The organism is Paenibacillus azoreducens, from assembly GCF_021654775.1.
In the GTDB taxonomy this organism is placed as follows: Bacteria; Bacillota; Bacilli; order Paenibacillales; family Paenibacillaceae; genus Paenibacillus_AQ; species Paenibacillus_AQ azoreducens.
Map to the genome: position 1 here is coordinate 7,249,504 of NZ_AP025343.1, position 23,236 is coordinate 7,272,739.

Below are 23,236 nucleotides of genomic sequence, written 5' to 3' on the forward strand. Positions count from 1 at the left end.
CTACAGATAAATAGTATGTATAACTCTTGAATGTTACATAAGTACGAATGTTTCACCCACCTTTTAAAGCTTCCTTTATATAACATTGGAGAATGTATCCTGCAACCTACACAATTCCATTTTTAATGCCACCACTGGAAATGAGATAATTCAATAGCATAAAAACATGCTTCAAACGTTGTAACTTCTAATAGATTGAGAGCTTTCATATTTAAAAAAAATAGTGTTTGGCAGGAAAAAAAGGGGACTTTGGAGAATAGGATTATATGAAAAAAAGTGGTAGAATAGAGAGAGTATTATGACTTGATTCAATACGAATAAAATTGCCTCTGAAGGACGATTTTTTATGCCGTTTTATAAATTGAACTGAAGTGTAATTTTCCATCTCTTTCAAAAATTCTATTTAAAAGAAGACTGGTTTTTCTTTAATTCAATTTATATTCGCATGCTGATTTTTGTGCAAGCAATGGTCAAAGTGCAGGTGACTAAAAATCAGTTTTATAACATATTAACCTGTACAGCGATAATGGATGGTTTCACTTTAGAATCCGTCGATGTTAAGGGCGGTCTGCAAGACGGATTGAATCATGGTTTAGATGAACAAGCAGTCAAATGCAATATCAATGCTGGCCAAGCGCTTTGCCAAAGTGCTATTACGAAATTAGGTGGTAGTGTACGGAATGAAAGAACAATTTTCTAAATTGTTTGGTTTGACGGAGCGCAACAATAATGATGAGGTAAAACAAGTTCCGGTGGGAGAGATTGTCAGCAGCCCTTATCAACCCCGTACGATTTTTGATGACGAGAAGATTGATGAGTTATGCCAAACGATCAAAACCCATGGCGTTATCCAACCTATTGTTGTTCGAGTCCGCAATTCCAAATATGAAATCATTGCCGGAGAACGTCGCTGGCGTGCTGTAACTAAACTCGGCATGGATACGATCCCCGCGATTGTTCGCGAATTTAATGACTCTCAGGCGGCTTCGATTGCGTTAATCGAGAATCTGCAGCGGGAAGGTCTGACGTCGATCGAAGAAGCTGTCGCTTACCAAAAGCTGATTGATCTCCATCAATTGACACAAGAAAGTTTGGCGCAGCGCCTTGGCAAGAGTCAGTCGACCATAGCGAATAAAATACGTTTGCTTCATTTGCCTGAAGAAGTGAAAGCAGCGCTTATGGAGCGTAAAATTACGGAGCGTCATGCCCGCGCGCTTTTGTCTTTGGAGACAGAGGAGCTTCAACTGAAGTTGTTATCGGAGATTATTTCCAAGGAATTGAATGTGAAACAAACCGAAGCGAGAGTCGCTTTTTATAAAGAAAAATCGAAAATTAAAAAGTCCAAACGAATTTCTTTTACCAAAGATGTACGTTTGGCCTTAAATACCATTCGTCAATCGATTGATATGGTGTCTGATTCCGGATTGGCGATCAAAACGAAGGAAAATGATCATGAAGATCATTATGAAATTGTGATCCAAATTCCGAAACGTTAATAGATTGGTTTGGCTGCAGGCGGCTTGTCGGGCCGCTTTTTTAGCCGAAGGATAGCAAACGGCCTCTATAAACCCTGAGCTAAGCTGGGAAAGAGGCGGTTTGCATTTTGCTGTATAAGCCGTATTGATAGGAAAATGGTGGAAAAACCGATGCTTGTGGTTCCGGGCTCAGGATTTCTCTTTTAATAGGGATAATGCACTTGTGCAGGGCGAAGCCGCTTTCAGTTTGTACCTGGAAGGAATGAAACCGGACGGTCAGTAATGACTCATCTTGGATTCTTCTTTCAGAATGTATGCAGCCGAATGTTTTGCTGTGTAATACAATCCAGTGACCTACAAGAAGAGTTTTCATACACAATGAGGTGAATTTGAGTGTCCAAAATCATTGCCATAGCAAATCAAAAGGGCGGGGTCGGGAAAACCACAACCTCCGTCAATCTCGGTGCAGGCCTGGCTTCGCTCGGTAAAAGAGTGCTGCTTGTAGACATTGATCCGCAAGGCAATACCACGAGTGGCGTTGGCATCAACAAAGCCGATGTAGCCAATTGCATCTATGACGTCATTATCAATGAAGTTCATCCCAAGGAAGCGATTCTTGAGACACAGGTCGAAGGATTGCATATTATTCCGGCTACCATTCAATTGGCAGGTGCGGAAATCGAACTGGTGTCGACCATTTCCCGGGAGCTTCGTTTGAAAAAATCGCTGCAGCTCGTAAAAGGGAATTACGATTATATTTTGATTGATTGTCCGCCTTCTTTAGGGATTTTGACGATCAACTCTTTGACTGCCGCCGATTCGGTAATTATTCCGATCCAATGTGAATATTATGCGCTTGAAGGATTAAGCCAACTGCTCAACTCTGTTCGTTTGGTCCAAAAGCATTTGAATACCTCGCTGAAGATTGAGGGTGTGTTGCTTACTATGTTGGATGCCCGCACAAATCTCGGGATTCAGGTCATTGAGGAAGTCAAAAAATATTTTCAAGAAAAAGTATACCGTACGATTATCCCGCGGAATGTCCGTTTAAGCGAAGCGCCTTCCCATGGTCAAACAATCATGACTTATGATCCGCGTTCCAAAGGTGCAGAAGTTTATTTAGAGTTGGCAAAGGAAGTGATGTCTTATGAGTAAACGGTTGGGCAAAGGACTTGATGCCTTAATTCCATCCCTTTCTATCAACGAAGATGATAAAATTGTGGAAATTCCGCTGAGCCAACTTCGTGCGAATCCCTACCAACCGCGTAAAGATTTCAATGAGGAATCCATTCAGGAACTGGCGGAGTCCATTCGTCAGCATGGCGTCATTCAGCCGATCATTGTCCGCAGTGTATTAAAGGGATATGAAATTATTGCTGGTGAACGTCGCTTCCGTGCTTCGCAATATTGCGGAAAGGCAACAATTCCGGCGGTTGTCCGCAGCTTCAGTGATCAACAGGTTATGGAAATAGCATTGATCGAGAATCTGCAGCGTGAAAACCTGAATGCGATGGAGGTTGCGGTTGCATATCAGGGACTGATGGATCAGTATTCGCTCACGCAGGAGGAATTGTCTCTTAAGGTAGGAAAATCAAGATCGCATATTGCTAATTTCCTGCGTTTGCTTTCGCTTCCTGACGAAGTTAAAGATTATGTTTCACGTGGAACATTATCTATGGGGCATGCCCGTGCCATCGTTGGATTAAAAGATCCTGTGCTTATGAAGCAGTTGGCCAAACAGTGCGTGGCTAATGAGTGGAGCGTCCGTGATTTGGAGGAAGCTGTTAAAAACCTGGATCGGAAGACGGATGAAAATAAAAGTAAGCCAAAAGCGAAAAAACGCGATCCTTATATTGATAGTTTGGAAGAATCATTGCGTGAACGCTTTAGAACGACTGTGAAAATCAAACAAAACAAAGATAAGGGGAAAATCGAGCTGAATTATTACAGCAAGCAGGATTTGGAACGACTGCTGGAGCTTTTACAATAAGAGCAATCTTATGGTAGTGCGAGGTGACATGTCCGGTTTGTTCCCTGATATGGGGAAAGGATATGTCATTCTCTTTTTTAGGGTGAGAAAAGCTTGAGAGGTAGAGGAGTAGATTCCCATCTAAAAAAAGCCTGTCTAATGTGTCAAATGTAAGTTAGGCAGAGATGCTTTTTGTAATCCAACTTGATCGGAAAACGCCAAGGAGTACCAATGATTTATGAAACAAGTTGAAATGGGTCGCTGAGCGATGCCGATTGATATTGATTGTTTTATGAGCGCTGTCAAAACCTTAATTGAAATTCGAATGTTAAAGGAACAGTCTGACCGGAAAGGGGGAAGATTGTGAAGTCGCTTATTTACTTGGATCATGCAGCCACTTCCTGGCCCAAGCCTCCCGAAGTGATGCAAGCCATGCAGCATGCGATGGTAGAGGCCGCAGCTAACCCGGGACGTGGAAGTCATTACATGGCAGTTCAAGCCAGCAGAGTACTCTTTGATACCCGGAAAATTTTGTCGCGTTTGTTTCAGATTCGTAACCCCAATGACTTGATTTTTACGTATAATACAACGGAAGCGTTAAATTTAGCCATTAAAGGCTTGCTTCGTGAAGGGGATTCGGTTGTTGCGACAATGATCGAACATAATTCCGTCAGACGGCCGCTGGAATATCTGAAACGTGTCTTAGGTATTCAAGTTGAATATATCCCGGTGAATAAGTGCGGAGAACTGGATATGATTAGGATGAAGGCGGCTATATCGAGACGCCCTAGATTGGTTGTATGCAGCCATAGTTCCAATTTGCTCGGGAGTATTCTGCCGATAACAGAAATCGGGGAATTGGCCCGCCGCTTTAATGCGGTATTTTTGGTGGATGCGGCCCAGAGCGCAGGTTGCCTGGATATCGATGTCTCTGCGATGAATATCGATTTGCTGGCTTTTCCTGGACATAAAGGGCTGCTTGGACCTCAGGGGACGGGCGGATTATATATCTCCCCGGCGATTGAATTGGAGCCACTCCTGCATGGCGGAACCGGAAGTCAGTCGGAGGAGAAGGAGCAGCCGTTGGTGCGCCCGGATCGATATGAGGCCGGTACGCCGAACACGATCGGCATTGCCGGTTTAAAGGCTGGTGTCGAGCAGGTGCTGGCGCGGACCCCCAAACGAATCTATCAGCATGAATGGGGATTGGTACAACAAATGATGGATGGGATCCAGGGCATACCGGGTCTTCAGCTCTTAGGGCCAGAAGCAGGCCAACCGAGAACCGGAATAACTTCTTTCATTTCGGCGAAGGTGGATGCCAGTGAGCTTGCTTTTCGTTTGGACAGGGAATATGGCATTGCCGTACGCGCAGGCATGCATTGTACACCATTGGCGCATGAAGCCGCAGAGACGCTTCGGACAGGTGCGGTGCGTGCGAGCGTGGGCGTGGATACCACAGCCGTAGAGGTAGACGCTTTTATTGAAGCAGTAAAGGAAATATGCGGTAGGGCATAAGGGATTGTATCGGACAAGTCTTTTAATGATTGAAGAAAAATGAACTGAAGCGTGTTTGATCAAGATTGAGGAAAAGGAATGAACAGCAATGTCGGATTTGAATAGTTTAATCATGGAACAGCTGCAGTGGTTTATCGGCGGGGTAATGCTCCTCATTTTGATCTTGCTCGTGATGGCGATTACTCAGGGAGCGAAGCTCCGCAAGATGCGCCGCAAATATGATTTGATGATGGAGGGCAGCGGAGTAGAGAACCTTGAGACCCTGCTGGTTGATTTGAAAGTGCAAATGGATGCCATTGAAGATGAACAAGAACAGCAGCGCAAAGCCCAGGAAATGCTGTTAACGAAGCTGCAGCAGGTCAAAGGAAAAGTGGGCATCAAACGTTATAATGCGTTCAGCGATCAGGGCAGCGATTTGAGCTTTTCATTCGCCATTGTTGATGAAAAGAAAAATGGAGTTGTCATTTCAGCTCTTTACAGCCGCGACAGCTCCTATGTATATGCCAAGCCGCTTGCGGCAGGCGAATCAACCTATGCATTATCTCCGGAAGAAATAGAAGCGATCAGTCTAGCCGGGCAACAAGGGTAGAACGTGTTTTCCATTCCTGGATTGCTCCCTGAAGGGTGGATGCAATAATCTCCGATAGACGCATAACCAGACTTAAGCGAGTGTTTTGCAATACGAAATATTCCATGAAGCCGCCGACGTTAACGATACCAGTCAAATGGATATCGCCAACCGGCGGTAATTCTTTATGTACGCCTGCCCCGGGTTTTAGCGGGCCGCTGGCGACCTGAATACAGCCGACGCTGGAAGATTGCCCGAGACAAGCATCAATACCGATAACAAAGGGGTTATCGTACAGAGTATAAATAGAGGAGAGCGTCTCTTGCAGATTGACGGCATGAACAGGCTCATCCAAAGTCCCGAACAAGTGATACCATGGACTTTTATAACGGGCCAGGGCTGTTCCGACCAAAGGTCCAAGGCAATCACCGGTAGAACGGTCGGTGCCGATGCAGACGATAATAACCTGCTGCTTGTCCTCAGCTTGGGATAAGTAAAACAAAAGCCGATGAATGATAGCGGAATGGATTTCGGGATCGGTATGTGGTATTTTTAAGCAAGAAAGCTGTTGTTGCTTGGAAGGTTGAGACAGCTGTGTCATAGAATCTTCCTTTCAAATGCGATTGGTAGTACTAGTATATGGATGCATGCATGTTTTTATACTTCCTGGAGACAAGCAATTTATTTGAGGGGAAGGCTGGCGGTGAAATATGGATGATTGGATGTTGATCGCCTTCGATTCGACGCAGCAGGCGCTGCGGGCCGAGATGCTTTTGGAGTATGCGGATATTGAAATCGATCTTTGTCCTACACCCAAAACGATTACGGCAGGATGTGCTTTATCCATTCAATTTCCAAAGGAGGAGCTTGCGTCCGTACAGCAAATCATCGTTCAGGAGAATGTGGAAATCAGAGGAATCTACTATAACAACAAGGAGAAATATATAAGCATCTAGAAATAGGAGATGAGATTGGTGCACCCATATTGGCTTGAAACAGCAACTGGAGAACTGGATGGGGCTGTGGACAAAGCGGTAAAGTTTAGTGATATGATTATGAATTGGCTGACGGATGTGGATATGTGGACAAATGTTTTGTTCTCCGGTATCCGCATTATTGTATTATTTATTGTGACCCGGATTGTCATCCGGGTAGTTTCGAAAATTATAGACCGCTCGCTCGCGCGCCATGAACAGAGCCGGATTAACGTTAATCCACGCAGATTTGCCACAGTCGGCGAGCTTTTGAAAAATGTAACCTCCGTCACCTGCAACTTTGTCATGGTTCTGCTCATCCTATCCGAATTTAATTTCAAGCTCGGGCCGCTGCTGGCGGGAGCCGGAGTGCTTGGACTTGCCATCGGTTTTGGCGCGCAAAGTTTGGTTAAGGATGTCATTACCGGGTTCTTTATTATATTGGAGGACCAATTTGCGGTAGGGGATGTCATTCAGACGGGAACCTACAAAGGAACGGTGGAAGTGATCGGGCTTCGTTCTACGCGTATTGTGAGCATGAATGGAGAGACTCATATTTTGCCGAATGGATTGATCACAAGCGTAACGAACTATTCGTTTTCAAATGCGTTGGCCATGATCGATTTGCCGGTAAAAAATGAACGCTCGCTGGAAGAAGTCGTCGGTTTGGTTAAACAGGCACTGGCAGGGATTCAGGAGCAGAATGAAAACATTATTGCTGTTCCCGATGTTCTTGGCATCCAATCCATGAGTACGAGCGAATTCGTCATCCGGATCGTAGCCCAATGTGCACCGAATACAAGGGCGGAAGTCGAACGGAATATGCTGGAAAATATTAAGCAGGCCATGGAATTTGATGAAAGGGAGAAACAAGCGCTGACTGAGCTTGCAGCGACCGAAGAATAGAAGGGGGAGGCATCAACATGGAACGAAAGGTATTTCAATTGGGCGATATCGTGCAAATGAAAAAAAATCATCCTTGCGGGAGCAATGAAATGGAAATTATCCGCATGGGGATGGATATCCGGATTAAATGCGTCAAATGCCAACATAGCGTATTGATTCCACGCGCCAAATTCGAAAAAAACATGAAAAAAGTGCTCCGTTCCAAAGAAGCGATTGAAGAGGAAAATGGAAAGTAATATTATAATAATGTATTGCAAATTTGGTTTTGGTATGATAAAATAAATCTTGCTGCGGAAAGGTACCCAAGAGGTCTAAGGGGGCTGACTCGAAATCAGTTAGGCGTCGCAAGGCGTGCGAGGGTTCGAATCCCTCTCTTTCCGCCACATTCCCTTTTTTATCAAATATACTTCATAGAATAACGTAATACGACCAAACCTTTGGCCCCGTCATCGCCAAAGGTTTGGTCGTTTTTAGTATGTCTGAGGATTATTCCCGTTTCTAACAGGCGAGTAGAATTCGCAGCAAAGCGGGAAGGGCAGCCGAAGATATGGGAAGATAAAAAGATAAGATTATCATCATATAGTGGTCAAGTTTTACTGATCGTTTTCGCGTAAAATTTGTTCTTAAAACCAAAGGAGAACCCGAAGGTTCTCCCATTTGGCAGACGATTACTTCATGGATTTTGGAATTCGTTCTACAACAAACATATTTCTTGAAACATTGGTTTAAGCCAAGGAGCAATGCGACATTGCTCCAGACAAAATGTCTTTGGCACGTCCCTCCGCTTCTCTAATGTTTTGCTGTTTCACACTTCCAGTGATTTGTTACGCAGCTTAGGCCCAACGGAACCACACCTCTCTCGTAACCGTCTGATTGTATCATCTGCATTCCGGCACGTAATTATACATGCTTCGCAAAAAAATTAGTGAACCTTGGCCTTGGTTTTCTTTTTCCACTTCCGGTCCTTGTTGGTCGTTTTCGGGAAGGTTTCGCCGCGCTCCAACGTGATCATTTTCGGATTTTGGATTTCGGTATGGAAGCTGGCTTCCCCGACCTCCATATATACCCCAGGGTTCGGCGCCTTGTCACCAGGCTCGAATTCAGTTTTTTCGCCCATCGGCATAAACCTCCTTATCGATTAAAAATGGACTGCCTTTGTAGTGTTTACACATCGGAAGGAATCATGTGTGCCGTTATTTTTGCCAATTGAAGCATGGCTTGCATTCGAACAGATGATTTGATATATTAATATGGTGCGAGTTTAGACTCGCTCCTTGTTCCTGACCTTGATCAGGGGCCGAAGTCCATAAGGAGGTGAAAGAAATGCGCAAATATGAAGTGATGTACATTATTCGTCCGGACATTGAACAAGAAGCTGTTCAAGCTGCAGTCGAAAGATTCCAAGGCATCATCTCCAACGGTGGAGAAATCACGAAGCATGAAGTGATGGGTAAACGCCGTCTTGCGTATGAGATCAAGAAATTCCGTGATGGTACTTTTGTTCTGGTAAACTTCACTGCAACTCCTGAAGTTGTTGCCGAACTCGAGCGTATCATGAAAATTTCTGACGAAGTCATTCGTTATCTCATCACTCTTGACGTTGCTTAAGTTCAAGCTTTTGGTTTAAGTGATGATCCATTCGATCGAAGGAGGGGAATCGATTGTTGAACCGTGTAATTTTAATTGGCCGTTTGACCAAGGATCCTGAGCTTCGCTACACGCCCGCAGGGGTTGCGGTAACGCAGTTCACGCTGGCTGTAGACAGACCGTTTACGTCGCAAGGCGGAGAGCGGGAAGCGGATTTTATTCCAGTGGTGACTTGGAGACAGCTTGCTGAGACCTGTGCAAACTATTTGCGCAAAGGCCGTTTGACGGCTGTTGAAGGTCGCATCCAGGTGCGGAATTACGAAAATAACGAAGGTAGACGCGTATATGTCACCGAAGTCATTGCCGATAACGTACGTTTCCTGGAATCGAACCGCGAAGGCGGCAGCGGCGGTGGTCAAGGACCGCGTGAGGACTCCTCTTTTGGAGGCGGAAACCGCGAAAATAACAATTACTCCCGGAACAATTCCAATCAAGATCCTTTTTTCGATGACGGAAAACCGATAGATATTTCGGATGATGATTTGCCATTTTAATTATGGAAAGGACTGAAACAGCATGGCTTTTAAACAAAGAGAAGGCGGAGACAACGATAAAAGACCGGCTCGCCGCGGCGGCCGCAACAAACGTCGTAAAGTGTGCTACTTCACTGTGAATAAAATTACTCACATTGATTATAAAGACACGGATCTGCTCAAAAAATTTATTAGCGAACGCGGAAAAATTTTGCCTCGCCGTGTAACCGGCACAAGCGCAAAATACCAACGCATGTTGACGATTGCTATCAAACGCTCCCGTCAAATCGCATTGCTGCCTTACACAACGGAATAATTTCCGGGTAGGTGCAAAAGAAAGCCAGTATTCTGGGAAACCAGAGTGCTGGCTTTTTGTTTTTGCTAAGATTGTAAAATTTATAGGTTTTATACGGAGCTTAAGTCATTCTATAGTATGCTCGTGTTCATATTCCATTTGAATGTTGAGTTATGAGATAGTTGTCATAATATTATCTGATTAAAGTAAAAAGTATAAGCGAAAATTTGGTGGCGGCCAGCGCAGAAGAACGATCCGTAGCTGCATTGGTTACCTCTCATAATTTAAAGTGTTAATTTGTATTTAGGCCAAGTTGAACAGAGGTTTTTACCCAAAGTACCTGCCATTATGCAATTTCCCGGGCAATGACTTAGGCTATATAAGTTGAACTAAAGAAAATGAAAAGGGATAGGCAAGAGGAGGAAAGATTTACGGAGAAGCGGAAGCGTTCGCCTTTGTGAGCGGATTTCTACCATAGATAGGTTCAAATCAAAGAAATCTGAGAGCAACAGCGATCGAAAGAACATTTCATCCGGCTGCCCCCATCCGTTCATAATCATTGGTTCAACTTATATAGAACGATTTTTTTGTTTTGGAAGAAGAGGCATGTAATGGTACAGCGAGAGGAACTGCAGCGATATGATATAATTAAAATTGAGAATTAAATCAGTTATTTATGGAGGAACGACTTCAGGAGGGTTAGCTGCATGGCCATTGGAAGAATATACAGGAACTACATTAAGAACAATATGTTCATGAGGATTCTGTTGATCTTCACTTTTATTGCAATTTTGACGATTGTAATATTATCGTACTTAATGTTCTCCTCCTTATCGCAATCGATTATAAATAAAGAGGTCACTAACCAAAGAGCCGCTATGGAAAGCGTAAGCCAGTATATTGACAGCCGGTATGAATCCGTTGAGAATCTCGCAAGGGATATGTACCGCAACGAGACGCTGTTTTCCAATATCACTTTTTTGATGGAACATCCATATAACGAATATGTGCAGCACCGAATGGACCAGTTTACGAATGAATCCAACGCTTATGCAACGGATGTGCTTCAATATTTTCAAAATGCAATGGATGAAAACAGCGATATCCGCAATATTATGTTGTACAGCTCGGAGCGTCAATATTTATCCATGTTCATGCCCAATAAACAGTTTAAACAATTGTCCACCAATGTTGCGAATTCCTTTATTCCAGAAGTGATGGCGATGGAATCCAAAGGCATATCGGCGCCGAACTATTGGGTTCGCAAAGCGGCGGGACAGTGGGATCGAGCCTTATATGCTGTCCGGATTCCCATTAATAACAAGCTGTTGAAAAATTCCGGTCAGTTTTTGGTTTATTTGGACTCAAACAAGATTTCAAAGGCTCTCGCCACCTATAAAAATAGCTATAAAGGCAGTATCGTTGTTCTTTCGGCAGCGGGAAACGTGATTTTTGACTCCGAAGGGAAATATTATGGCAAAAAATATCCTTACGTGGACATTTCCGATTCTTTTTTTGATGATCCTCATGCGGGACTAACGGAAAGCGGGAAGGACATGTATATAAACAAGCTGATTTCCACGGAAGGCGGATATGTCGTCATTGGGGCGGTTCCTAAAAATGAAATTGCGTCAAGTTACGCAGGCACGCGCCAAGCGATCATTACGATCAGCGCCATCTGTATTCTGTTTGCCATCCTTTTCCCTGCTTTATTTGTCGCTAATTTTGCCAAGCGGACCAACCGGATTATCCGGTTTACCCGCAAGGTGAAAAACGGCGATCTCACAGCCAGAATCGACGATCCGCGCGAGGATGAGCTGGGACAAATATCGCGAAGTTTTAATGATATGCTGGATGAGCTGAATTTGTACATTGAACGGGTATACAAAGCGGAAATCAAGCAAAAGCAAACGGAGTTGGTAGCGCTTCAGGCCCGGATTAATCCTCATTTTTTATACAATACGCTTGAGGTAATCCGCATGAGAGCGATCTCGCAGGGGGCTAAGGACGTTGGCGAGATGATTTACAGTTTATCCGTGCTGTTTAAAAGTCTGGTCCAGCAGAAGAAAAACTACACGCTTAAAGATGAATTGGAAGCCTGCCGTCTGTATCTTGAATTATTCCGAATTCGCTATAAGGAAAAGTTCAGTTACACGATTCATTATGATCCGGCGCTTGCCGGCAGAGCGGTCATGAAACTTTCGCTTCAACCGATCATAGAAAATTATATTATTCATGGCATACAAAAAGAGCGGTTCGATAACCATCTATCCATTCAAATAAGGGAGGAAGACGGTATATTAATCGCCGTGATCGCCGACAATGGCAAAGGGATTGATCCTCAGCGCCTGAAGGAAATACGCGAAGAGCTGGAGAAGCCGGAAGAGACCGGTCACATGTTTGGACTGCGAAGTGTTCACAGCCGTCTTCGTTTTCTGTACGGGTCCGCTTATGGAATCGAGATTCAAAGTCGGCCTGGAGAGGGGACGGTAATTATCGTCCGTTATCCAAGCCGGGAAGGAACGGATGCCGAACATGTATAAAGTATTTATTGTTGATGATGAACCATTTATTATAGAGGGATTATACGATATTTTGGACTGGTCGTCTTTTGGTCTGGAGATTGTCGGATATGCGGAAAATGGGAGGCAGGCGCTTGATGCATTAGCCACAACACCCGTGGATTTGCTGATTAGCGATATTTCCATGCCGGTGATGAACGGCCTCACGCTGATCGCAGAAGCACGGAAGCTCCACCCGGAGTTAAAGGTAATCATCCTTAGCGGATTTAATGAATTTGATTATTTAAAGGAAGGCATGAAGCTGGGGATCGAAAATTATTTACTCAAGCCAATCAACGTGGAAGAGCTGGAATCTACGCTCCGCAATACCGTCGAGAAAATGAACAGCATTAGCTCCGGCGAGCTGTACAGCGCGTTTGACGTGCAAATTTTAAAGGATAACACGCTTTATCGCTGGTTGACGGGGCAAATTGAGGCAAGCGAATTTCGGGAACGGATGGAATTGCTTGAACTTGATTTTGAAAATCCGTATTTTGTGGTTGCCATTGTGAGATCCGTAGGGAAGACCGCCGACGGATTAAATCGCCTCGGGGCTCTGCTTCAGGAGGAGAGGGAAGTCACATCATTCCGCGACCGGGACGGGGACTTGGTGTTGATCGGCAATCTCCGGCATTGGACCGAGGGGAAAAAGAGATTTTTAGATCTGCTTGAGCGGCTTTCGTATGAGTTGATCCGATTAAACGAACCCGCCCAAATTGGGGTGGGCAGCGTTGTTCAGCCTCGGGAAGAAGCTGCGGCGAGCTATAAGGAAGCCAAACAGGCTTTGGAGTATTTTATGGTGCTGCCGGATCGTTTGATCATTGATTATAAACTGCTTGAAGAGAAGGGGAAGACGAGCCGCATTGAACTGCCGTTCCAATGGGAGGAATATGCCAAGCTTATTTTAGCGAGGGATAACGAAGGTCTGACGCACAAAATCAAAGATGATTTTGAGCAGCTGCAGAAGCTGGACGGCATCCGGCCGGAGGATCTGCGCAACGCCGCTTTGGAGCTCGTTATCCGGTTCAAGATGGAACTTGAGCAAATTAAACATACCGATGAATCCGATATCTTCAAAAAAGGGCTCGGCAACGTGCGCAGCAGCGACACCTTTGATCATTTGGTTCACTCCCTTCAGGAAGTTGCCAAGGCGACGGTCGAATCGCTGCTGCAGGATGTGAAAAATCCGGTCGTTAACCAGGTTCTTGCCCATATTCACGAACACTATGCGGATGAGCTATCGCTGAAGACGCTTGGCGCGCAATACCATATTCATCCCGTCTATTTGGGGCAGCTGTTTCATAAAGAAACCGGTGACTCGTTTGCAGAGTATATCAACAAATACCGGATTGAAAAAGCAAAGGAACAATTAAAAAATACGAATTTGAAAGTGCATGAAATCGCAAGGAATGTAGGATATTGGGAAACCGGATATTTTTACAAGCAATTCAGGAAATACGTCGGCATTTCTCCAACCGATTTTAAAAGTTTGGGTTAATCCGGCATGTCGGATACTCTGGGTCATAATGGTCTTTTGAAGCGAAAGACGTTATGATTTCAGGGTATTTTTTGTTGGCTTGTCGCAATATAAAAAGATGCAACGCAAGCAAAAAAAGAAAACGTTTTACTTTAATTTGAAAATATAACCAGACCATATGATCATTTCTTTAATTTGTACCCTGATTTATTAAGTTTATCTTCTTTTTGAAACTGCTTACATCCGGTAAGGTTAACTTAGTTAGTAGAGACAAGCCGGAGTAAATAGAAAGAATCTGGCTTGAAGCCAATTTACATGATAGGCAAAACATATGAAAGTACTTCAAAAGGGAGGACTACAAATGAGTAAGACTAAAAAGAGATTCTCATTCGCACTGGCTATGTTGACAGCCTTGACGGTTGTTCTCAGTGCCTGCGGAAGCGGAAGCGACGACGCGAAAGGAAGCGATTCCAAGTCCGGCGGATCAGACAAGCCGGTTAATCTGATCTGGTACACGATCGGAACGCCTCAAAAAGACGTAGACAAGGTTATGGCTGAAGTCAGCAAATATACCCAGGAGAAAATCAATGCCACGGTTACGATGAAAATGATCGATTGGGGCGATTATCAACAAAAGATGCAGGTTAACGTAGCATCCGGCGAACCAATGGATATCATGTTTACATCGGCGGGCGGATTCGATTACGTGCAAAACGCAAGAAAAGGCGCGTTCATGGAACTCGACGATCTCCTTGATAAATACGGTAAAGGCATTAAAGACACGATCAACCCTGCATTCCTGGAAGGTTCCAAGGTTGACGGGCATAACTACGGCATTCCTGCCAACAAAGAGCTTCCTCAGCAGGAAGTATGGCGCTTCAACAAAAACCTGGTTGATAAATACAAATTGGACACAGCGAATGTAAAGTCGCTGGAAAGCATCGAGCCGCTTTTGAAAACAATCAAGGAAAAAGAGCCAAACGTAACGCCGTTTGCAATGGATAAAAACTACGTTCCATATGTTCCATATGATTATGTGATTCAGAATCTGCCGATGGCAGTAAAGCTTGATACTACAGATTATAAGATCGTAAACATTTTGGAAACGCCTGAAATGAAGCAAGCCCTGACTACGATGCACAAATATTATCAAGCAGGTTATATTGCGCCTGAAGCAGCAACGACCGGTTCCACGAACGACCTGATGACATCCGGCAAGTGGTTCATGGACCGTGCCCAAACTCAGCCGCTGGCTGATAATGCTTGGTCTGCAAGCTATGGATACCCTGTGTTCTCGACACCTGCAGGCGATCCGATTGTTACGAACACTTCCGTGCAAGGTTCGATCATGGCGATTTCAGCAAACTCCGAACATCCGGAAAAAGCAATGGAATTCCTGAACCTGTTGAATACGGACCCTGTGCTCCGCAACATGGTTGACAGCGGTATTGAAGGCGTCCACTACAAGAAAACTGACGACAAGCATATGGAAAACCTTCCGGAATCCAAAAACTATGATATGCCTTCGTATTCCTTGGGCAACAATATGCTCCTTAACTTGAATCCTGGCGACCCGGACGACAAATGGGAGCAATTCAAGAAATTTAACGAATCGGGCAAAAATTCGCCAATCCTGAGCTTTAACTTTGACAGCACGAAAGTTGCTACTGAAATGGCGGCAATTCAAAACGTGAAAGAGCAGTTCTGGGCATCCCTGATGACTGGTACCGTAGACCCTGAAAGCTATCTTCCAAAAGCAATCGCTGCATTCAAGCAAGCTGGTCTGGACAAGGTCATTGCTGAAGCCCAAACTCAGCTCGACGCCTGGAAAGCTGAGAACAACAAGTAACAATTTTAAAAGAAATAGAAGGGGATCGGGCGGGTGATTTTTGCGCCCGATCCCTTTTCGATATGTAAGATTATAAAGTTCCGGAGGGCCCTGCAAAGTAATCGGAATAAGCTTCGAAGTCGACACGTCACTTTGTGGGGTTATTTTAATTTTTCATAACCTATTGTCAGGAGGGAACATGATGGGTGCATTTTTTAAAAATCTTTTAAAGAATAAAGTCATGCTGTTCATGGTGCTGCCAGGCGCCATTTGGTTTTTCTTCTTTTCCTATCTGCCGCTCGTAGGCACCATCGTGGCTTTCAAGCAGTACCGTTTTAGTCGCGAAGGATTCTGGGCCAGTATTGCCAAAAGTAAGTGGGTAGGCTGGGACAATTTCAAGTTCCTGTTCAGCACAAACGATGCCTATGTCATTACGCGGAACACGTTACTATACAACCTTGCGTTTATTTTTATCGGACTGGTCCTTTCGGTAGCCATGGCGATTTTGCTGTCCCAACTGGTCAACAAAACGATGGCTAAAGTTTATCAAACCGGTATGTTCCTTCCGTATTTCCTTTCCTGGGTTATCGTCGGATATTTTGCGTTCAGCTTCTTGAGCATGGACCGCGGGATGTTTAACCAGATTCTGGGGTGGTTCGGGATGGAGCCGGTTCAGTGGTATTCCGATCCTAAATATTGGCCTTATATCTTGATATTCGTCAGTCTGTGGAAATCGATCGGTTATAACAGTGTCGTATATTTGGCTTCGATTATGGGTATCGACAAATCCCTCTACGAAGCGGCGATGATCGATGGCGCCAGCAAATGGCAGCAAGTCCGCAGCATAACGCTTCCGATGCTTTCGCCGATTATCATTATCATGACGCTGCTTGCGGTGGGCCGGATTTTCTACGCTGACTTTGGTCTGTTCTATCAGGTTCCAAGAGATTCGGGTACGCTTTATTCGGTGACGAACGTTATCGACACTTACGTTTACCGCGGTCTGAAAACAACAGGCGAAATCGGCATGAGTACCGCTGCTGGACTCTATCAATCAGTGGTTGGCTTTGTGCTTGTTATCGTGTCCAACTTTGTCGTACGGAAAATCGACAAAGACAGCGCCCTGTTCTAAAAAGTTGAAAGGAGTGTCAATTATGGCGGAGCTCACCAGAAAAAAACGGGATTTTCATAATGTGTCGCGGGGGTCGAACGTTGTTCTCAACATCATCGCGGGCTTATTTTCTTTCATATGCGTGTTTCCTTTTTTATTCGTCGTCATTATCTCTTTGACGGATGAAAAAACATTGGCGACGGACGGCTACCGGCTGTTCCCGGCAAAATGGAGTTTGGAAGCCTATCGGTTCGTATTTCAAAGCGGGGATACGCTCCTTCGTTCCTACGGCGTAACGATTCTGGTCACCGTCGTGGGTACCATTGTCAGCTTGATTATGATTTCGCTTTACGCTTATGCCATTTCACGGAAAAGTTTCCGCTACCGCAGATTTTTCTCCGTGTTTGCCATTTTGACTATGTTGTTCAATGGCGGTATGATTCCAACATATATGGTCGTATCGCAGCTGCTTGGTCTTAAAGATACACTTTGGGCGCTTATTTTGCCGCTGGCCATGAACGCCTTCTATATCATGATTCTTCGGACGTTTTACAGCACCAGCGTTCCTGAGGCGATTATCGAATCGGGACGGATCGACGGAGCAGGCGATTTTTATATTTTTCTCCGAATCGTGCTGCCGTTGTCTCTGCCGGGCCTGGCAACGATCGGGTTGTTCAGCACGCTCGGTTACTGGAACGACTGGTTTAACGCCCTGCTCTACATTGAGAATCCGAGCCTGGTACCGCTGCAATCCATGCTGATGCGGATTGAATCCAGCATCCAGTTTATTCAGCAAAATTCGGCTAACAGCTCCATCAGTATGGCGGCGCTGCAATCCATTCCGCAGGATACTTCCCGGATGGCGATGGTAGTTCTGGCGACACTGCCGATTATTTTTGCATATCCGTTCTTCCAACGTTATTTTGTTCAAGGTTTGACAGTAGGTGCCGTAAAAGAATAACAACATCATTATAAACGGACAGGGGAGAAGTCGAGATGTTGCTTTACAAGGACAAGACGAGATCCGCCGAGGAAAGGGCCGAGCACTTGCTGGGCATGATGACCGTGGAAGAAAAGGTGGGTCAGCTGGTACAACCGTTCGGCTGGCAAACCTATGATTATAAAAATGGCGTCGTGACATTGAAGGAAACTTTTAAACAGCAGGTGGAAAACGGCGGCATCGGATCCCTCTACGGGGTCCTGCGCGCCGATCCATGGACCGGTGTCACACTGGAAAACGGCCTTTCTGCAAGAGAAGGGGCAGAGGCCGTCAATCAAATTCAGCGTTACGCGGTGGAACATTCGCGTCTCGGCATTCCGATTCTGATCGGGGAAGAATGCTCGCATGGGCATATGGCGATCGACGGCACGGTATTCCCGGTTCCGCTGCTGCTTGGCAGCACCTGGAACGTGGATTTATACCGCGAAATGTGCCAGGCCGTAGCGAAGGAAACCCGCGCCCAGGGCGGAGCGGTAACTTATTCGCCGGTGCTTGATGTCGTTCGCGACCCGCGTTGGGGACGGACGGAGGAGTGCTTTGCGGAAGACCCGTACCTGATCGGCGAGTTTGCCGCCGCTGCAGTGCATGGCCTTCAAGGGGAAAACCTGAACAGCGACAGCAGCGTAGCGGCAACGCTGAAGCATTTTGTTGGTTATGGCAGCTCCGAGGGAGGACGAAATGCCGGTCCGGTGCATATGGGCTGGCGTGAACTGCTGGAAGTGGATCTGTATCCATTCAAGAAGGCCGTCGAAGCCGGTGCGGCTTCGATTATGCCTGCTTATAACGAGATTGATGGAGTGCCATGCACAGTAAATACCGAACTGTTGAACGAAGTGTTGCGGAAACAGTGGGGATTCGACGGCATGGTGATCACCGATTGCGGGGCGATCAATATGCTGGCTGCCGGACATGACGTCGCGGAAGATGGCCTTGACGCATCCGTACAAGCGATCGAAGCGGGAATCGATATGGAAATGTCCGGCGAAATGTTTGGACGTTATTTGCTTGAGGCTTTAAACCAAGGACGGCTGGATATCGAAGTGCTGGACCGGGCGGTGCGCCATGTGCTGACCCTGAAATTCAAACTTGGTTTATTCGAAAATCCCTATGTGGATTCGGATCGGGCCGAGCGCGTCATTGGCTGCGATGGCCACGTCGGGTTGGCGCGTAAGCTGGCAGAGGAAGGCATCGTGCTTCTCAAAAACGAAGACGGCGTTTTGCCGCTTGATGAACGCAGCGGCAAGATTGCGGTCATCGGACCAAATGCGGACTCCGGGTATAATCAATTAGGCGATTATACGTCGCCGCAGCCGCCGGAAAAAGTAGCAACGGTTTTGAAGGGAATTCGGGCAAGGTTAGCGGAGGAGTCCGAGCGCGTGCTGTACGCACCGGGGTGTCGAATTAAAGGCGATGACCGCGAAGGATTTGAATACGCGCTCGCCTGTGCATCGCAGGCAGACACCGTCGTCATGGTAGTCGGCGGCTCCAGCGCCCGTGATTTCGGTGAAGGGACCATCGACCTCAGAACAGGGGCTTCCAAGGTTTCGGACAACTCCTGGAACGATATGGACTGCGGCGAAGGTATCGACCGCATGACATTGGGGCTTGCTGGCGTGCAGCTCGAGTTGATGCAGGAAATTCATAAGCTGGGCAAACGCTTAATCGTCGTTTACATTAACGGTCGCCCTATAGCAGAACCATGGATTGACGAACATGCCGACGCGATTTTGGAAGCGTGGTACCCCGGGCAGGAGGGGGGACATGCCGTGGCTGGGATTTTGTTTGGAGACATCAATCCATCCGGCCGGCTGACTGTATCCATTCCGAAGCATGTTGGACAGCTTCCCGTGTATTACAACGGCAAGCGGTCGCGCGGAAAGCGGTATTTGGAGGAAGACTCCAAAGCGCGTTATCCTTTTGGATATGGACTCAGTTACACGACGTATAACTATGACCGCCTCACGATAACCAAGGATTCCATTGCCGCAGACGAATCGGCGGTCGTGTCGGTGGATGTAACCAACACTGGAAATATGGCCGGTGCGGAAGTTGTACAGCTTTACATTTCGGATGCTGTCAGCAAAGTTAGCCGGCCGCAGTTGGAACTGAAAGGGTTCGCCAAGGTGGAACTAGATCCGGGAGAAACCAAGACGGTTTCCTTTGAAATAGGAAAAGAGCAGCTGCAATACATTGGACGGGACCTGAAACCTGTCGTAGAGCCGGGATTATTCCACATTCATATCGGAAGAAACGTGAACGATACGCTTAGTACGTCTTTGATTGTACAGGAGGAAGAATAATGGAACGGATCAGACGTTTTATTCGTGAACTTTCGGAAAACCAGTGGCTGGAGCAAATGGATTACGGTCTCTGGGATATTACGCGTTCTTATTATAAGCTGCCTGGTGAATACGAGAATGAGGCATCTTATCCGGAAGGGTTGGCATTAAACCCATTTCCGAGTGTGCAGGGAACTACCTATTTTTTCAAAACCAAGCTGCAATTACCGGCCGAATGGACGCAAGAGCCATTTGGCCTTGTGTTCAATTCGGGCGGGGAGGGCTTGCTGCGCGTTAACGGGACTTCTTTTCAAGGACTTGACCGCAACCACACATATGTTACGCTGGATCCAAGAGTTATCGGCGAATCCCCGGAGCTGGAGATCGAGTTGTTTGATCCTGTGCCTGAGCCTGTGGATCCACTAAATCAACAGGCCGTCATCAATCCGCCGATCACTTCAATCACAAGCCAATTCGTAAAGCCGAATTTCGCCGTGCAAAGTTTGATGTATACCGTAACGGTCGTTCGCGATTCCATCGCGCTGCTCCCGCAGGAGGATTTCCGCCGGGTGCGGCTAATGGAAGCGCTGTACAGGGCCATGGACCGATTCGTGAATCTGGATCAGGCTTCGATCCGAGAAGGCAGCGAGATTAAACAAATCGAAGCTAGGTTAAGCCAGGAAGTCCGTGAAATCGGGGGGAACGCCGAAGGACTGGAGCATATGATCGGCCAATCGCATATCGATATTGCCTGGCTGTGGCCTGTGCGGGAAACGGTGCGGAAGGCAAGTAGAACGTTTTCGACCATCGACAGGCTGATGGCCGAATACCCGGAGTTCCGGTATGCGCAAAGCCAGCCGCTCCTGTTTGCTTTTTTGAAGGACAACGACCCCGAGCTGTTTGAGCGGGTGAAGGCGCGCGTTGCAGAAGGACGGTGGGAGCTTGTCGGCGGCATGTGGGTTGAACCGGACCTGAACCTTCCGAGCGGAGAGTCCCTGATCCGGCAGATGCTGTATGGACAGCGCTTTTATTTGAAGGAGTTCGGAAAAACGTCGAATATCGAATGGCTGCCCGATACGTTCGGGTATTGCGCTTCGCTGCCGCAAATATTAAAACACGGCAAAGTGGAATATTTCATGACGACCAAGCTGGGCTGGAACGACACGAACTTGTTCCCGTACGATTTGTTCCGCTGGGTGGGGATCGATGGAACGCCGATTTTGTCTTATCTGAATCATGGCGTGAATGAAAACACGCTTCCGAAGGATATTCATGACCATTGGCAGTCTTACCGTGAAAAATCCAGACATAACGAGCAGATGCTGCTCTACGGGCATGGGGATGGCGGGGGCGGCGTGACCCGCGAAATGCTGGAATACGTCGACCGATCCGAACTGATGGTTGGACAACCCGCAAGCCGCTACAGCACAGCTTCGCAGTTTTTTGAGCAAATTGCCGAAGCAGATCCGGTGCTGCCAAATTGGCGGGGCGACCTGTATCTGGAACTGCACCGGGGCACCTATACGACCCATGCTCGCAACAAACGAAATAACCGTAAAGCAGAAGTATTGTACCGGGAAGCGGAGATATGGAATTCGCTGGCACGGCCGGACATGGATGCTTCGAAGCGGGAAGATGCGCTGCAGCAGCTGCATGAAGGCTGGAAGCTGATACTGTTAAACCAGTTCCACGATATCATTCCCGGATCTGCGATCACCGAAACATACCATACTTCTGAGAAAGAATACAAAGAGATCTTTAGCAAAGGCGAAATGGGTCTTCGGAAAGGACTGGAGGCGATCGCGGCCGCGATCGACACGACCCGCCATGAGGGAATACCATATGCCGTGTTCAACAGCCTGGGCTGGAGCCGCAGCGCCACGATTCGCATCGAAACGGAAGAGAGCGATTTGGCGGCTTATGATGAACATGGCTCGAAGCTTGAATCGGATCGGGTGAATGGAGGCCTTTCCGTCTATGTTCCGGAAGTTCCGGCATTCGGTTATAGAACTGTATGGTTGAAGGCAGTTCCCGAAGAGGGCGCCATTCCAAAAACGCAAGATGCTGCGGCATTCGAGAATACGTGGGAAACCGCCTATTACGTTGTCCGTTTCAATGAACGGGGCGAAATCGCAAGCCTGTTCGACAAAACGGCCGGTCGAGAGATCGTAAAACATGGTGAGCGGGCCAACCGATTCCACTTTTTCCATGACCGTCCGACCCTGTGGGATGCATGGGACATCGACGACCGATATGAACAGCAGCCGGCAGGGGAAGCAGAGCTGCTTGAGAAACGGCTGATTCTTTCCGGCCGCACCAAGGATGTGCTCCGTTTCCGCTGGCGGATCGGCCAATCCGAAATTACGCAGGATATGATTTTTTATCATCATGATCCGCGGATCGATTTTGAAACGCATGTCAGCTGGCATGAAGCACATAAGCTCCTGAAAGTAGGGTTCCCGATCGACGTGGTGACGGAAAAGGCAACCTTCGAAATTCCGTTTGGGTCTCTGGAACGCGCCACGCACCGGAACACGAGCTGGGAGCAGGCACAGTACGAGGTATGCGGGCACCGCTTTGCGGATGTATCCGAGCATGGTTATGGCGTCAGCCTGCTGAACGACTGCAAATACGGCTATGACGTACAGGGCAGCACGATCCGTTTATCCTTGCTGCGAGCGCCAAAATGGCCGGATACGACAGCCGATATTGGCGAGCATGACTTTACGTATTCCCTGCTTCCGCATCAAGGTGACTGGAGAAATGCCCATACGGTCCGTTATGCGGCCGAATTGAACCATGAGATGCCTGTGCTGCCGTTAGAGACGGGCCAACCGGGAACGCGCCCGGCGGTGCAATCGCTGATATCCCTCGATAGCCGACATGTCGTGCTTGATACGGTAAAACCGGCGGAAGACGGAAAAGGAATGATCCTGCGTTTCTATGAATCTTCCGGCGGCCGGGAGCAAGTAGAACTACAATGGCCGTATGCTTTCCAAGACGCATATCTTTCGAATGCGCTTGAGGATCCGGTGCAGAAGCTGCAACCGGAAGAAGGCCGGTTGATGCTGTCATTCGCTCCGTACGAGATTAAAACGATCCTTCTCCGGCAGGCCGAATTATAGATTTTTGGTGCGGGAAATGACATGTTTGTA

Annotated in this window: 20 protein-coding genes and 1 tRNA gene; 19 read left to right on the forward strand and 2 right to left on the reverse strand. The window is 46.8% G+C overall.

Annotated features, from left to right (window positions below):
- Positions 1-680 precede the first annotated feature (680 nt).
- The 5 genes from noc to L6442_RS32525 all read left to right on the forward strand — a co-directional run bounded on the left by noc (position 681) and on the right by L6442_RS32525 (position 5,551).
- Positions 681-1,496, forward strand: a complete 816-nt coding sequence (gene noc, locus L6442_RS32505) for a nucleoid occlusion protein (RefSeq protein ID WP_194230890.1) — start codon at positions 681-683, stop codon at positions 1,494-1,496.
- A 372-nt stretch (positions 1,497-1,868) separates the two neighbouring features.
- Positions 1,869-2,630, forward strand: coding sequence for a ParA family protein (locus tag L6442_RS32510; RefSeq protein ID WP_194230891.1), 762 nt, complete (start codon positions 1,869-1,871; stop codon positions 2,628-2,630).
- A complete protein-coding gene (locus L6442_RS32515) occupies positions 2,623-3,465 on the forward strand; it encodes a ParB/RepB/Spo0J family partition protein (protein WP_194230892.1) in 843 nt (280 codons plus the stop codon). The genes L6442_RS32510 and L6442_RS32515 overlap by 8 nt, the downstream gene beginning before the upstream one ends.
- Before the next feature lie 342 nt (positions 3,466-3,807).
- On the forward strand, positions 3,808-4,962 hold the full coding sequence (locus L6442_RS32520) for an aminotransferase class V-fold PLP-dependent enzyme (protein ID WP_212980464.1): 1,155 nt from the start codon (positions 3,808-3,810) through the stop codon (positions 4,960-4,962).
- An 88-nt stretch (positions 4,963-5,050) separates the two neighbouring features.
- Positions 5,051-5,551: a DUF4446 family protein gene (locus tag L6442_RS32525; protein ID WP_212980465.1), complete on the forward strand. Its 501-nt coding sequence runs from the start codon at positions 5,051-5,053 to the stop codon at positions 5,549-5,551.
- Here the strand turns inward: L6442_RS32525 and yyaC are convergent.
- On the reverse strand, positions 5,526-6,131 hold the full coding sequence (gene yyaC, locus L6442_RS32530; protein WP_194230895.1) for a spore protease YyaC: 606 nt from the start codon (positions 6,129-6,131) through the stop codon (positions 5,526-5,528). The genes L6442_RS32525 and yyaC overlap by 26 nt on opposite strands.
- A gap of 109 nt (positions 6,132-6,240) precedes the next feature.
- Here yyaC and L6442_RS32535 point away from each other — a divergent pair, with 109 nt between their 5' ends.
- From L6442_RS32535 to L6442_RS32550, 4 genes are all read left to right on the forward strand, one after another.
- Positions 6,241-6,486 carry a putative Se/S carrier protein gene (locus tag L6442_RS32535; RefSeq protein WP_212980466.1) on the forward strand — a complete coding sequence of 82 codons (246 nt, stop codon included), beginning with the start codon at positions 6,241-6,243 and terminating at the stop codon, positions 6,484-6,486.
- 9 nt (positions 6,487-6,495) lie between these two features.
- Positions 6,496-7,410, forward strand: coding sequence for a mechanosensitive ion channel family protein (locus L6442_RS32540; protein WP_212980467.1), 915 nt, complete (start codon positions 6,496-6,498; stop codon positions 7,408-7,410).
- A gap of 17 nt (positions 7,411-7,427) precedes the next feature.
- Positions 7,428-7,646 (forward strand): DUF951 domain-containing protein, encoded by a 219-nt coding sequence (locus L6442_RS32545; RefSeq protein WP_212980468.1) that lies wholly within the window; start codon positions 7,428-7,430, stop codon positions 7,644-7,646.
- Between the two features lie 56 nt (positions 7,647-7,702).
- Positions 7,703-7,793: transfer RNA gene (locus L6442_RS32550), tRNA-Ser, on the forward strand.
- A gap of 539 nt (positions 7,794-8,332) precedes the next feature.
- On the opposite strand, the gene L6442_RS32555 is transcribed toward L6442_RS32550, so the two are convergent.
- Positions 8,333-8,527, reverse strand: a complete 195-nt coding sequence (locus L6442_RS32555; RefSeq protein ID WP_194230899.1) for a YjzC family protein — start codon at positions 8,525-8,527, stop codon at positions 8,333-8,335.
- A 206-nt stretch (positions 8,528-8,733) separates the two neighbouring features.
- Between L6442_RS32555 and rpsF the strand changes: the two genes are divergently transcribed.
- The 10 genes from rpsF to L6442_RS32605 all read left to right on the forward strand — a co-directional run bounded on the left by rpsF (position 8,734) and on the right by L6442_RS32605 (position 23,206).
- Positions 8,734-9,018 carry a 30S ribosomal protein S6 gene (rpsF, locus tag L6442_RS32560; RefSeq protein ID WP_194230900.1) on the forward strand — a complete coding sequence of 95 codons (285 nt, stop codon included), beginning with the start codon at positions 8,734-8,736 and terminating at the stop codon, positions 9,016-9,018.
- A 53-nt stretch (positions 9,019-9,071) separates the two neighbouring features.
- Entirely contained in the window at positions 9,072-9,551 is a 480-nt protein-coding gene (gene ssb / locus L6442_RS32565; RefSeq protein WP_194230901.1) for a single-stranded DNA-binding protein, read from the forward strand.
- Positions 9,552-9,573: 22 nt separating this feature from the next.
- Positions 9,574-9,846 carry a 30S ribosomal protein S18 gene (rpsR, locus tag L6442_RS32570; RefSeq protein WP_036710728.1) on the forward strand — a complete coding sequence of 91 codons (273 nt, stop codon included), beginning with the start codon at positions 9,574-9,576 and terminating at the stop codon, positions 9,844-9,846.
- A 686-nt stretch (positions 9,847-10,532) separates the two neighbouring features.
- Positions 10,533-12,368, forward strand: coding sequence for a sensor histidine kinase (locus L6442_RS32575; protein ID WP_212980469.1), 1,836 nt, complete (start codon positions 10,533-10,535; stop codon positions 12,366-12,368).
- Entirely contained in the window at positions 12,361-13,884 is a 1,524-nt protein-coding gene (locus tag L6442_RS32580) for a response regulator transcription factor (protein WP_212980470.1), read from the forward strand. The genes L6442_RS32575 and L6442_RS32580 overlap by 8 nt, the downstream gene beginning before the upstream one ends.
- Before the next feature lie 340 nt (positions 13,885-14,224).
- A complete protein-coding gene (locus L6442_RS32585) occupies positions 14,225-15,712 on the forward strand; it encodes an ABC transporter substrate-binding protein (protein WP_212980471.1) in 1,488 nt (495 codons plus the stop codon).
- 181 nt (positions 15,713-15,893) lie between these two features.
- A complete protein-coding gene (locus L6442_RS32590; RefSeq protein ID WP_194231015.1) occupies positions 15,894-16,823 on the forward strand; it encodes an ABC transporter permease in 930 nt (309 codons plus the stop codon).
- A 22-nt stretch (positions 16,824-16,845) separates the two neighbouring features.
- The gene (locus L6442_RS32595) at positions 16,846-17,763 is read left to right on the forward strand and encodes a carbohydrate ABC transporter permease (protein WP_212980472.1); all 918 of its coding nucleotides are present in this window, start codon (positions 16,846-16,848) and stop codon (positions 17,761-17,763) included.
- Positions 17,764-17,798: 35 nt separating this feature from the next.
- Entirely contained in the window at positions 17,799-20,102 is a 2,304-nt protein-coding gene (locus L6442_RS32600) for a glycoside hydrolase family 3 N-terminal domain-containing protein (protein ID WP_212980473.1), read from the forward strand.
- Positions 20,102-23,206 (forward strand): alpha-mannosidase, encoded by a 3,105-nt coding sequence (locus L6442_RS32605; protein ID WP_212980474.1) that lies wholly within the window; start codon positions 20,102-20,104, stop codon positions 23,204-23,206. The genes L6442_RS32600 and L6442_RS32605 overlap by 1 nt, the downstream gene beginning before the upstream one ends.
- Positions 23,207-23,236 lie beyond the last annotated feature (30 nt).

What these genes read in the sequence shown, in the direction of transcription:
- L6442_RS32540 (WP_212980467.1), top strand. Translation starts at nt 6,496, where the DNA reads ATGAGATTGGTGCACCCATATTGGCTTGAAACAGCAACTGGAGAACTG.
- L6442_RS32595 (WP_212980472.1), top strand. Translation starts at nt 16,846, where the DNA reads ATGGCGGAGCTCACCAGAAAAAAACGGGATTTTCATAATGTGTCGCGG.
- L6442_RS32600 (WP_212980473.1), top strand. Translation starts at nt 17,799, where the DNA reads ATGTTGCTTTACAAGGACAAGACGAGATCCGCCGAGGAAAGGGCCGAG.
- L6442_RS32525 (WP_212980465.1), top strand. Translation starts at nt 5,051, where the DNA reads ATGTCGGATTTGAATAGTTTAATCATGGAACAGCTGCAGTGGTTTATC.
- L6442_RS32555 (WP_194230899.1), bottom strand. Translation starts at nt 8,527, where the DNA reads ATGGGCGAAAAAACTGAATTCGAGCCTGGTGACAAGGCGCCGAACCCT.
- L6442_RS32535 (WP_212980466.1), top strand. Translation starts at nt 6,241, where the DNA reads ATGGATGATTGGATGTTGATCGCCTTCGATTCGACGCAGCAGGCGCTG.
- L6442_RS32605 (WP_212980474.1), top strand. Translation starts at nt 20,102, where the DNA reads ATGGAACGGATCAGACGTTTTATTCGTGAACTTTCGGAAAACCAGTGG.
- yyaC (WP_194230895.1), bottom strand. Translation starts at nt 6,131, where the DNA reads ATGACACAGCTGTCTCAACCTTCCAAGCAACAACAGCTTTCTTGCTTA.
- L6442_RS32590 (WP_194231015.1), top strand. Translation starts at nt 15,894, where the DNA reads ATGGGTGCATTTTTTAAAAATCTTTTAAAGAATAAAGTCATGCTGTTC.
- L6442_RS32585 (WP_212980471.1), top strand. Translation starts at nt 14,225, where the DNA reads ATGAGTAAGACTAAAAAGAGATTCTCATTCGCACTGGCTATGTTGACA.
- L6442_RS32580 (WP_212980470.1), top strand. Translation starts at nt 12,361, where the DNA reads ATGTATAAAGTATTTATTGTTGATGATGAACCATTTATTATAGAGGGA.
- rpsR (WP_036710728.1), top strand. Translation starts at nt 9,574, where the DNA reads ATGGCTTTTAAACAAAGAGAAGGCGGAGACAACGATAAAAGACCGGCT.
- L6442_RS32515 (WP_194230892.1), top strand. Translation starts at nt 2,623, where the DNA reads ATGAGTAAACGGTTGGGCAAAGGACTTGATGCCTTAATTCCATCCCTT.
- noc (WP_194230890.1), top strand. Translation starts at nt 681, where the DNA reads ATGAAAGAACAATTTTCTAAATTGTTTGGTTTGACGGAGCGCAACAAT.
- rpsF (WP_194230900.1), top strand. Translation starts at nt 8,734, where the DNA reads ATGCGCAAATATGAAGTGATGTACATTATTCGTCCGGACATTGAACAA.
- L6442_RS32545 (WP_212980468.1), top strand. Translation starts at nt 7,428, where the DNA reads ATGGAACGAAAGGTATTTCAATTGGGCGATATCGTGCAAATGAAAAAA.
- L6442_RS32575 (WP_212980469.1), top strand. Translation starts at nt 10,533, where the DNA reads ATGGCCATTGGAAGAATATACAGGAACTACATTAAGAACAATATGTTC.